This window comes from Pseudoalteromonas nigrifaciens, from assembly GCF_002221505.1.
Taxonomy (GTDB): Bacteria; Pseudomonadota; Gammaproteobacteria; order Enterobacterales; family Alteromonadaceae; genus Pseudoalteromonas; species Pseudoalteromonas nigrifaciens.
Genome location: NZ_CP011036.1, coordinates 2,514,055 through 2,525,663, shown reverse-complemented (window position 1 = coordinate 2,525,663; position 11,609 = coordinate 2,514,055). Strand labels below are relative to the sequence as shown.

Below are 11,609 nucleotides of genomic sequence, written 5' to 3'. Positions count from 1 at the left end.
ATTTACCTCTTCATTTTAATAATTTAAGGTGAATGGCGTTTTACTGAATAACTTTTAGCGAGGAGTTGTGGCGCGGCAGGGTTTTTATTAATAAAATATTAGAAAATGATACATATCATATAATTTACATCCAGAGGAAAGATGCTACAACGCATCTTTTTTTATGCCTACAATTTATATTTTATAAAAATATAACGCATAACAAAACCTATACCCTTTGGAGATTATTTTTGAAATTACGCAACCTCTCACCGTTAAGCTTAGCAATTATTGCTGCACTCACTACCTCAGTAAATGCAGAAGAAACCAAAACAACAGCAAAGCAAGACGCGTTTGAAAAAATAGAAGTAACCGCTCGTAAACGTACAGAAAGCTTATTTGAGTCTCCAACCGCAATTACATCAATAGGTGCAAACCTCATTGATAAAGCCAATATGAGTAATTTAGAAGATATTGGTAAGTATGTACCTAATTTAAATATTACTCGTTATGGCGTGGGTAACTCTGCACATGCATCTGTGTTTATTCGCGGTATAGGCCTTCAAGATCATGTTATTACTACCGATCCTGGTGTTGGGGTTTACTTAGATGGTGTGTATTTAGGCCGTCAAATGGGGTCAAATTTATCGCTACCGAATGTTGAGCGTGTAGAAGTATTACGTGGCCCTCAAGGTACTTTATATGGCCGTAATACTTTAGGTGGCGCGGTTAATGTAATAACCAAGCAACCAGGTGATGAAGGCATTTTAACAACGACTGCAAAAGTGGGTAGTCGAGGTCGTGTAGCAGGCGATATTTACTTTAATAACGCATTAACTGATGATTTGAGTATGTCGGCAAGTGCGTCTTACAAGCAGCGTGATGGGGTGGGTACTGCAGTTAATTTAGCTAACCCAGAAAAGGAAATTGGTGAAGAGCAAGAGTTTAGTGGCCGTGTTGCATTTAAATACCAAGCAACTAGCGACCTTGCATTTACTTTTTCTTTAGATGGCGTTGATAACGAATCGGGCCAATCGCCTTATACAATTGAGCTTACCGCACCACTTGATCCAAATGATCAGAACAATGGCGACTTCCCATTATTAACACCAGAGTTAATTCCGGCAAATCCAGATGATTTAGGCACAACCGTTGCGGGTATTGAATCAACTTCTTACTCAGGTTGGGGTACTTCATTTGCTGCTGACTGGGCAATTAACGACACTTATACAAGTAAGTTTATCTCAAGCTACCGCACCTCTGAGTATGAAGGTGGTTTAGATGATGATGCATCAGCGCTTAATTTATCTGAGTTTCCAGAGCAAGGTGGTGCTGATCAATACTCATTTGAAGTTCAGTTAAACGCAACGTTTGACAACATGGACTTTGTATCTGGCTTGTACTTCTTTAATGAAGATGGCTTTACCCGTTCAGAAGACTTTGTATTTAGCCCATACAATACGCCAGACAGTTTTGGTTTCTTCGAAATAAATCAAGAAACCAACTCTTATGCTGCTTACTTTAATGCCGGCTACGATTTAACCGACGATTTAAGCATTGGTGGTGGCCTGCGCTACTCAAAAGATAAAAAAGAAGCGAATGCGATTTTTCCATCTTTTGCCGAACGTAAATATGTATCTGCAGACTTTGATGCTGTGACATGGGATATAAATGCTTCGTACCAGCTTAGTAATAATATGAATGTGTATGGTCAAGTTCAAAAAGGTTACCAAACAGGTGGCTTTCCACCGCGTCCATTTGGCGGGCCTGATCAGTTCTCATCATTTGATGAAACAAAAGCAATTAACTACGAAATTGGCTTAAAAGGCCAAGTACACGAAAATGTATCTATGATGTTGGCTGTATTTGTAACTGACTACACAGATTTAGCGCTGCCATTTTCAGACCCTACTTCGGGCGGTGGTTTTGTAACTATCGTTGAAAATGCTGGTCAATCAAAAGCGCAAGGTATTGAGCTTGAAACAACAGTAGCCATTACTGACGACTTTACTATTCGCAGTGCAGTGGGTTACTTAGATTCAGAAATTAGTGAAGTAGCAGCAGGCGTACAAGGAATTGGTAAAGGCGATTCGCCTGCATTAACACCACGCTGGACTGTGATGATTGCGCCTTCATATTTTATGGATTTAAATAACGGTGGCACTCTGGCTTTTAATGCAAACTACTCGTACCGCAGTGAAATGCAAGGTCAGTCAGTATTTAACTATAGCGAAACAATTGATTCTCGTGAGTTAGTTGGCTTTAATATTTCTTACACTAACCCGTACGGCGATATGGAAGTAACGCTATATGGTGAAAACGTATTAAACGAAGTGTACGATGTAGGACGCCTACAACAAACTGGTTTTGTTGGCGTTATGCGCAGTAATGACCGCAGTGAATTTGGTTTAAAGTTCAAAAAAGACTTCGAGCTGTAAACTAATTTAGCTAACGCATTTAAACAAAAAAGGTAAGCCGCGGCTTACCTTTTTTAATATTAGTAGGGCAAAATTAATCTTTGTTAAGATCTTTACGTGCTTGCTCAATTTCTTCGGCAATTTCACGTGCTTTTTGTTTGGTTTTTTCGGTTAGGTCGCCTGCCGTTTCTTTACTTTTTATCCACGCATCAACAGCAACTTCTTTGCCGTCATCGTACATATCTAAACCCATTGCTTTACTTTGCTGTAATAACTGATTTAGCGACTCGTCATGTTTAATTTCGTGAGTGGTTTCTTTTACTTTAGTCCACGCTTTATCTAGCTCTTGCTGTACTTGAGCACCGGTGTCTTTGGCGTCTTCTTTGATCTCTTTGGCATCTTCACACGCGGTTAATGTAAGTAAAGTACCTAATAATGCTAAACCTGCTAATTTATTCATGTGTAATTTTTCCATCGATATAAAATAATATTTAACACCATTATAAGTAACGAAAATGAACATACCCGTAACAAAACGATTAAATTTTAAATTAATGGATAAAAGTGATTGCCCTAAGCTGTTTAAATTGGCTCAATACTTGGGTGTAACTACGGTTTATTGAGCCCCGAGCATTGAGCTCGGGAGTTATTAGAATTAGCCTATTGCGGGTATTAATCCGGCCATTTGTAGGCCTTGGGCACTAATAATAGTTAAACCGCATAATGCCGCAATGGCTAAGCCAATATTACCGCTGCGTACTTTATAACCTGTGTTCTGTGTACTTTTACGTTGCTTATAAACCATAGCTACAGGTAAAAAAACGGCCAAAATAACCAAGGCAATCGCTGCGTAGCCAAGCGCCATAATAAACCCTTGCGGATAAAATATGGCAAAACCAAGAGGAGGTATAAAGGTAATTAATGCCGTTTTAATTCGATCCGCTTTTGTATCTGCTTTTTTGAAAGTGTCGGCAAAAAAGTCAAACAAGCCTAAACTTACACCCAAAAATGAAGTGGCCAATGCAAGATCAGCAAATAACTTGACGGCAGTGGCAACGTTTGGGTTGTGCGCAATGCTCGCCATGCTTTGTACAAAGCCACTTAAACCTTGGCTATTGAGCAAATCATTTTGATTCATAATACCCTGGCTTAATATTTGCCAAAAAATATAAATACTTAACGGTAGCGTTGCACCCGCTATCATTACTTTACGCAGTGTTTTTATGTCTAATCCTACGTATTTAACAATTGAAGGAATAGAGCCATGAAAGCCAAATGAGGTAAATACCACCGGAATAGCCGAGAGTATTAAGCCTTGCTCTACTGGCATTTCAAGTAAATGTTGGCCATGTACATAAGGCGTTAACATATAAAACAGGCTGGCAAGTACCACAATTTTTATTGAAAACAGCACTCTATTAAATTTATCGACCTTACTGGTACCCAGAGTTACGACACCAGCAATTAAAACCGCCAGTAAAACAGAGGCCAGTTGCGGTGCAATACTCACGTTAAACCCCGTGTTTATGCGATCTTGAAGTTGTGCGCCACCACCAGCAATATAAGCTGCACACAAAGCGTAAAATAAAAATATCACCGAAAAGTTAGCTACATATTGTCCACGTTTGCCAAGCCAAAGTTTAGCTAAGGTATTTAGCGTCGCATCGCGAGGAGCATATTGATGGAGCTCAAGCATTAGCAGTGCAGTGTAGGTCATTAATAACCAACAACCGACAATTAATGTCAGCGCAGTACTAAACCCTAGTCCGGCTGATGCAATTGGTAAGGCCAGCATACCTGCACCTATGGTAGTACCTGCAACAATTAACATGCTACCTATTGTTTTATTTTTAAGCACTTAATGATCCTGATCAATCTTGAGAGGTACGCAAGATATAACTAGTTAACCAAAACTTAAATAGTTTTGTTATAAAAGAAATAAAATAAAGTGTAATTATCTATTTACAACTGTAATTTAAATGCATCTTTTATTAATATTAACTATTAAAAATGTGCTTTAAGCGTATAGTTTATTTGAAGTTTTTTGAGTTTTATTGTTAATGGCTAAGGAGCGGCATGTGCCAATTAAAGTATCGTACTTTATAATGGTTCTTATATGGTCAACCACACCATTAGGTATAGTGTGGAGCAGCGATGCAGTATCGCCAACATTAGCGGTTTTATTACGTATGTTGGTAGGGCTTACTTTAGGTGCTGTAATTATAGCTATTACGCGTATTAGGGTGCCGTGGAATAAAAATGCCTGCTTACTTTATTTTTACTCTAGCATAGGTATTTTTGGTGGCATGTTACTTAGTTATATGGCGGCTAAAACAGTGCCCTCAGGCATTATTTCATTAATGTTTGGCTTAGCGCCTATTTTATCGGGCTTACTTGCCCAGCAACTCCTTAACGAGCCTAAGTTTAGTGCAATTAAGCTAATCGCACTGACATGTGCCCTAATCGGATTATATTTTGTCAGCTATAACCAAATTAAGCACTCGCAAACTCAGGGGCTTGGTTTGTTATATGTGTTTATAGCGGTGTGTTTTTTTAGTTTAAGTGGAGTGATGATCAAGCGGGTTAAAATTGCTATTCATCCTATGGCAACTACATTTGGTGCTCTGGTGTTTGTAACACCTTTATTTTTTATTGCTTGGTTGCTGCTAGACGGTGAATTAAATATACAAAATTGGAGTGCTAAATCAATATGGGCTATTGGTTATTTAGGAGTATTTGGCTCATTGTTAGGAGCGCTGGCGTATTTTCATGTATTACAAAACTTAAATGCCAGTACTGTTGCACTTACCACGCTTATTACCCCAAGTTTTGCATTAGGGCTTGGCGCATGGCTTAATAATGAACCGCTTAGCAAGGAGCTTATTAGTGGTGCGGTTATTATTTTACTAAGCTTAGGTGTGTTTCAGTTTGGCGAGCAAATAGTTAATCGAAATAAGCAAAAAATATGATGTTAAAGCATCATATTTTCGCTATTTGAATTACTAATCTACGGTTTTTGTTACGCCCTAAAATAGTATCGTTAGTGTCTACAAAACGTTTTTCACCTAACCCATCGGTATGCACTTTAGTTTCATCAACACCTAAACTAATCATATAATCTTTAATTGCTTTAGCGCGTGTTTTAGAAAGGTCTAGGTTATTCCATCGACCGCCATAGCTATCGGTATAAGACGCTATATTAATTGACTCAATACTTGGATCATTTTTTAAGTATTCAGCAATTTTATCTAAACGTTGCTGCGAAGATTTAGTTAATTTACTGCTGTTAGACTGATAGTTCATTACCGTAAACGAAATATCTTCAAAGCTATATGGCAGTAATTCATCGCGGCATTGTAAAAAGGCCCAATAGGCTTGTTTAAAATTAACCCCCGACATGCCTACGGCAATTTTATCGGCACTATTTTGCCAGTCTTGATAATAAAAAGTAGGCTGATTACCTTTTTCAAGTTCGGTGAGCATTTCCCATGCGGTTTTATTACCCAGTTCGCCGTCAAACTTTTTAAGTAACTTCATGTCAGCTATATCGCGAACTGGCGTACCGGCTCGCCATGCTGGTGGCACTGCTTTTAAGCCCGCAATAGCGTAATTATCAGGGCGCACAACCATATCTAAATTAAAAGTAAGGTCTTTGTTTTTACTTGCATTAACATTAAATATGGCTTCGCCATAATATGGAACTTCATGATTTAACTGGCATTGTAAACGAGAGGTTTTAACTACTTGCCAATTAGAGTTGTCTTGATCGGCAATGTATTGGCGCATAGCACCATAGCTGCTATAACTGCAAAGTGCGCTGGTAATACCAAGGCTAATAAATAACAACTTAAACTTCATCGGGAATTCTCCAGTAAATCAGTATTGCCAATAATTTGGCAAAATACCGTGTAATAGCACTTAATAGTAAACAATACTGAGTAAGCTCTAACTGTAAAGCAAATTACATGCCTATAGTTTTAGCTATAATTAATCAATAAATCCCCTAGCCGAAAGGCCCCCAATTTTGACATAATAGATGGCTTACACCTACAAACCAAGAAGACTATGGCAAATACTGAGCAAACACTTTTCGCAAAACGCTTTCGCGGCTTTTTTCCAGTGGTAATTGATGTTGAAACTGGCGGGTTTAATAAAGATACCGACGCTTTATTAGAAATTGCAGTATCTGTTTTAAAAATGGATGATGAAGGATTGCTTAGCATAGATCACACGGTGCACTTTCATGTAGAACCGTTTGCAGACGCTAACATTGAACAAGCGGCCATTGAGTTCAATGGTATTGATCCATTTTCAGCACTGCGCGGTGCCGTGCCTGAAGAGCATGCAATTAAAGAAATTTGCAAAGTTGTGCGCAAAGCGCAAAAAGCAGCCGGCTGCCAACGTTCAGTTGTGGTTGCGCATAATGCAGCATTCGATCATGGTTTTTTAAATGCAGCAATAGAGCGCAATAATATAAAGCGCACGCCGTTCCATCCATTTGTAAGTTTTGATACTACATCGTTAGCAGGGCTTGCTTTAGGGCAAACTGTACTTGCCAAAGCATGTAGAGCAGCGGGTATTGAATTTGATAATAGCCAAGCACACTCAGCACTTTACGATACAGAGCGTACCGCTGAGCTTTATTGTTTAATAGTGAATCGCTGGCAACAACTAGGCGGTTGGCCACTAGCGCCATTAGAAAACACCGATACTGAGTTACAAGTAGATGATATTGACAGCGATGATGCTAAAACGTCTGAGTAATTTTACCTTCGCTTAGCTTGACTAAATGGGGCGGATAAATACGCGAAAACTGCTTAGTGTCTTTTGCTATTTTAAGCTCCACACCCGGATGCATTAAATCGTTAACTTTTAAGTGGCTGGTGGCCAATAGTTGCATTATTTTATGCTTAATAAGCTGTTTTTGACGTTGTAACTGGGCAGTACGTGTTTGTATATGCTGCTCGTTAAGTTTTATTTTATCTAAATATAGTTGACGTTGTGCCGGCGCTGGGATTTTGTTGGCCTTAATTCGCGCATTTTTTAGCACAGCAGATTTATCAGCAAGCAGCTTTTCAAAGTCAAAAATTTCAGTTTGCTTTTCTCTCAGTTCAAACCAATGTTGTGCTAAAAACACCTTGGTTTTAGTTCCTGCGGGCGCACCCAGCTCACCAGTTTCAAGACGCAGTGCATCTAATATATTACCGCCAATTATTTTACCGCGCGGATTGTTCGCTTTTCCTACTCTAATTAATCGCTTAGCGCGTAAATCACAATGTAAAGCCTGGCGTTCAATAAAGAGATCTTGCGCTGTTTCTATGTGGCAATACTGCGCATATCCAACGCAAATAGTCCGCTGAGCAATTATGTGGCAACTAAATGCTTCATCAACTTCGCGCTTTCGGCCAATGGCACCTAGCATAATGGTTACTGCACCTTTACTGTGTATTGTTCCTGATTCTACAAAGCCTAAAACAGTAATGTCGCCATTCGCTTTAACATGCATACCATCTTTAATATCACCACTAATAATTACGCTACCGGTAAAGTTAATATGGCCGGTGCTTACATCTACGTTATCAAAACATAACACGTCATCCACACGCATTCCACGGGGGAGGGCAACTGGTACGCCTTTGCAATCAGCTATTAATATATTTGGGTTATTAGGATCTATTTTGGTTCCCTCAAAGGGCTGCAATTGATGCTCTTTTCCGGGCTTTGCTAAAATAATATCGCCAAATACAGTATAACCATCTTCACCTAAAGTAGCCGCAACTCGCTGCATAAGTGGCGTGCCTGGTTTTACCGTAATAATTGCCCCTAAATTTTTCATATCAACTTTACCGCCTTCCTTAGCTTGCGGGCTAAGTACGCGATCTTGTGCGGTTGAACACAAACGTACAAATTTGGCGTCAAGGCCTTTTTTAGGGTTACGGCCATGCGCAATAATTGCAGAATATTCGCTTCCTGCTGGGTGCTCAAATTGCTGTCCTAAAAAGTTATCTAAGGCTTGTGGGCTTATGCCCTTACTAATACCAGCATCAAAAAGTGCTTTTTGTGCGTCTTGCATTGATAGCAATACACCACCTTTTGCCGTTTTAATCGTTGCTTCGGCTACCATATTTTTGTCATCAATATTAATAGTAATAGCGGCATTAATTGCGTGTGCAACAATTAACGATTCGCTTTGATAATTTTTACTTTGCGCAAATAGCTTACTAATATTGACAGCTATAATCTCAAAGTCACAATACTGAGATTGCTCTATCAATGTTATTAACTGTGTTGTTGTTGCTATAAAACCACTGTCTATAGGATGCTTTAATAAAGACAAGTACCCTGTTTGTTGATTAAATGAGAAAACCGACATTTATAAATTCCCTACGTAATATGCCTGTTATTATTTTATTTTTTATATAAAGATCAAAATTTGTTATTAAATAAATTTTAATCTCGTATTTGAGCACAAAGCAGAGAGAGTGTTAAGTAAATGTTATTGCTTACTCGGGTTGTTTGCATAGCTTTGCCTGTTTAATGCACAATAGTGCTTAGTAAATAAAATAAAGCGTCGAAGGCCCTTGAGTATCAGCATGTTACTCGGTTATACTAGCCGTACGCTCTGAATGAGTTACTAATTCAGGGGCTGATTAGGATTCGACGGAATTCAAGAAGCCCAAGGTGCATGTCGAGGTGCGGTTTGCCTCGTTAAACAGCCGCAACCTAAAGTAATCGCAAACGACGATAACTACTCTCTAGCGGCTTAGGCCAGCTAGCGCTCCTTCTATGTATTCTTGTGGACTAGATTTTGGAGTGTCACCCTAACACCTGATCGCGATGGAAACCCTGGCCGGGGTTGAAGCGTTAAAACTAAGCGGCCTCGCCTTTATTTACCGTGTTTGTCCGGGACTTAAAGGTTAATTAAATGACAATACTAAGCATGTAGTACCGACGGTCGAGGCTTTTCGGACGGGGGTTCAAATCCCCCCAGCTCCACCAATATCGGTTTTTAGATTCGTTTGTCTAAAAACCCTAAAAAACCCGCAACGCTTGAGAAATCAAGCTTGCGGGTTTTTTTATGGATAAAGGTTAATTAAGATCACAGACCCATTAAGCTATTCGCCAAAGTACCCACGAAGCAGGTAGCGCTTTTCATTGAGTGATGATTTTTGATGCAGTAACCGAAGCTAAGCTTTTAAAAAATGAAGGGGGAACTGAGAGTTTAAAACTGTCTGATGTAGATAAATTAATAATCAACCTTATTAGCAACGATCCTCATATTACAAACGCACAGTTAGTTGTCGCTAGCGAAACGTCGTTGAGCACTATCTAAAGGTGGGTTAAGGTTTAAAAGAAGCTGGGCTGATGAAGCGAATTGGTGCTAAAAAACCGGCAATTGTCAGATTAAATAAGTTATTTATACACAATTAATACGCTAATAATTTAGTAGTGCTTTTATTCACGTAAAATAAATAAGTTCTTAAATTGAAAGAGTTTTAAATACTTGTCCGCTATTAATTTTCAAAGGGTCAGTGCAGCCATGTTTTAAGGCATACTTTTGCGAGTCATTTTATGATGAACGGAGGTAATATCTTGGTGCTACAGCAAATACTTGGCCATGCAAAGATTGAGCAAACCATGGTTTACGCGCACTTTGCACCAAGTCATTTAGAAGATGCTATTAGGTTTGGACCTAAGATTAACTGCTAAAAGTATTTACAGCGTTAAAAGCTATTGGATAAATCTCATTTTATTTGTCTCTATTTCCAAACATCTTTATCCAAAGAGCAAAACCACGCTGCTGAAGACGGTATTCCCCAAGTTTTGATGGGTTTTTTAGAATAATCTTTCGGTTAGTAAGAGCTTTTAAGGCGTCAGTTAAAGTTTGATCACTACCGGTAAACTTTTGTCTTATTTCACTTTTTTTGACCCAAGCACTTAAACTTTCAGCCATAATTGCGAGAACATCTCTATATTCGTCTGATTTTATTTGCTCATGATATTGAGATGCATAGTAACGTCGCCCAATTGAATCTAAAGCTCCGCCTTCATTAAATGCTCCAGCTAGTACATCATGTTCAGATATTTCACCATCATCGTTAATATCAAATGCTGAATACGCAAATTGTTGAATAAAGTGGGGATAACCTTCAGATAAAGTGGATATTCTAGATTTAGCTTCATCAGATATGGTAGTTAAATCCTGATTCACTCTATTACCTTCACTCATTCCTTGTTCGATAACATAATATCTGTCTTCTTTAAGTAGTTCTTTTACTTTTAAATGATGAAAAATACGTAGCGAAGACTCATGAGAATCTGATAACTTCCCAATTACCTCAGGCAAACCCGCTATCACAAACATGACGTTAGTACAGTTATGTTGTTGTAGCATCTCAGTAACTATTTTAATGAAGTAACCAAGATGTAATTCTGGTGAAGCTGCGTCAGCTTCGTCAATGAAAAATACAATACCGTCTTTGGCTTGTTCACCCTTTTCTGGGTTTGTAATTCTATTACAAGTTTCAGCTAAAGAGTATGCCAAATCATCAATTATTAGGTCAGGTTCTTCAGCTACAGAATTTTTCTCAATTCCTGAATCCATAATTTTAATGCGTTGAACAAAGCTCCATGTTTCATTTAAGAAAGAGCGCACAGATTCTATTTTGCCCAATTCACGCTTCAAACCTTTATCAATAATTTTTATGAAAGTATTTAAGTTTGTTCGAGGGGATATTGAAGTATTGATGGTTACAAAATTCATATTGCCATACTCAGTAGCAATACTTCCATCAGCAAGAGGTTTATAGAGCATCAAAAGAGATGACTTTCCAATGCCTCGCTCACCTGTAATTAAAAAGTGAGTTGGACTACCATTTCTAGTTTGGTGTAAGCCATGCTCAAAAGTGTTAATTTCATTTATACGCCCTGCAAACATTGCGGTCGGAGCAGGACTGTTAGGTTTAAATGGGTTGATTTTTTCAATTCAAGCCTCATAGAGTAGTTTGAGAGCAAAACATTACTGCCAGTAGTTATGCTTTTTTATTATGTCCACATAATGCCCAAATACAAAAGATTACACAAGACTTTAGAAGATACTACAAGAAACTAAGGTTTTGATTTTAAAGTAACTCATTGTTTTTATTGGTTGCAAGTAACAATCGAGGCTTTTCGGACGTGAGCCTTCCAGTTCAACCAATAATGGCTTTTTTA

General features: G+C 38.5%; 9 protein-coding genes, 1 other RNA gene and 1 pseudogene. 6 read left to right on the top strand and 5 right to left on the bottom strand.

The window, feature by feature from the left end:
- Positions 1-230: 230 nt before the first annotated feature.
- Entirely contained in the window at positions 231-2,417 is a 2,187-nt protein-coding gene (locus PNIG_RS12060; protein WP_089368579.1) for a TonB-dependent receptor, read from the top strand.
- Between the two features lie 73 nt (positions 2,418-2,490).
- On the opposite strand, the gene PNIG_RS12055 is transcribed toward PNIG_RS12060, so the two are convergent.
- Both PNIG_RS12055 and PNIG_RS12050 read right to left on the bottom strand, forming a co-directional pair.
- Positions 2,491-2,856 carry a hypothetical protein gene (locus tag PNIG_RS12055; RefSeq protein ID WP_089368578.1) on the bottom strand — a complete coding sequence of 122 codons (366 nt, stop codon included), beginning with the start codon at positions 2,854-2,856 and terminating at the stop codon, positions 2,491-2,493.
- Between the two features lie 195 nt (positions 2,857-3,051).
- Entirely contained in the window at positions 3,052-4,254 is a 1,203-nt protein-coding gene (locus PNIG_RS12050; protein ID WP_089368577.1) for an aromatic amino acid transport family protein, read from the bottom strand.
- A 220-nt stretch (positions 4,255-4,474) separates the two neighbouring features.
- On the opposite strand from PNIG_RS12050, the gene PNIG_RS12045 reads away from it, so the two are divergent.
- Positions 4,475-5,365, top strand: coding sequence for a DMT family transporter (locus tag PNIG_RS12045; protein WP_089368576.1), 891 nt, complete (start codon positions 4,475-4,477; stop codon positions 5,363-5,365).
- Between the two features lie 10 nt (positions 5,366-5,375).
- Here PNIG_RS12045 and PNIG_RS12040 read toward each other — a convergent pair whose 3' ends face one another.
- Positions 5,376-6,254 carry a flagellar protein MotY gene (locus PNIG_RS12040; protein WP_011328772.1) on the bottom strand — a complete coding sequence of 293 codons (879 nt, stop codon included), beginning with the start codon at positions 6,252-6,254 and terminating at the stop codon, positions 5,376-5,378.
- Between the two features lie 207 nt (positions 6,255-6,461).
- Here PNIG_RS12040 and rnt point away from each other — a divergent pair, with 207 nt between their 5' ends.
- Complete coding sequence (gene rnt, locus PNIG_RS12035) at positions 6,462-7,160, top strand: ribonuclease T (RefSeq protein ID WP_011328771.1); 699 nt, start codon at positions 6,462-6,464, stop codon at positions 7,158-7,160.
- Here rnt and PNIG_RS12030 read toward each other — a convergent pair.
- Positions 7,144-8,769, bottom strand: a complete 1,626-nt coding sequence (locus tag PNIG_RS12030) for a DUF342 domain-containing protein (RefSeq protein WP_011328770.1) — start codon at positions 8,767-8,769, stop codon at positions 7,144-7,146. The two genes, rnt and PNIG_RS12030, sit on opposite strands and share 17 nt — an antisense overlap.
- Before the next feature lie 269 nt (positions 8,770-9,038).
- Here PNIG_RS12030 and ssrA point away from each other — a divergent pair.
- From ssrA to PNIG_RS12020, 3 genes and pseudogenes are all read left to right on the top strand, one after another.
- Positions 9,039-9,395, top strand: a transfer-messenger RNA (tmRNA) gene (ssrA, locus tag PNIG_RS12025).
- Between the two features lie 160 nt (positions 9,396-9,555).
- The gene (locus PNIG_RS19955) at positions 9,556-9,729 is read left to right on the top strand and encodes a hypothetical protein (RefSeq protein WP_157696010.1); all 174 of its coding nucleotides are present in this window, start codon (positions 9,556-9,558) and stop codon (positions 9,727-9,729) included.
- A gap of 191 nt (positions 9,730-9,920) precedes the next feature.
- Positions 9,921-10,106, top strand: a pseudogene (locus tag PNIG_RS12020) (tyrosine-type recombinase/integrase); the annotation flags it as partial.
- 40 nt (positions 10,107-10,146) lie between these two features.
- On the opposite strand, the gene PNIG_RS12015 reads toward PNIG_RS12020, so the two are convergent.
- Positions 10,147-11,334: an ATP-binding protein gene (locus PNIG_RS12015; protein ID WP_244181037.1), complete on the bottom strand. Its 1,188-nt coding sequence runs from the start codon at positions 11,332-11,334 to the stop codon at positions 10,147-10,149.
- Positions 11,335-11,609 lie beyond the last annotated feature (275 nt).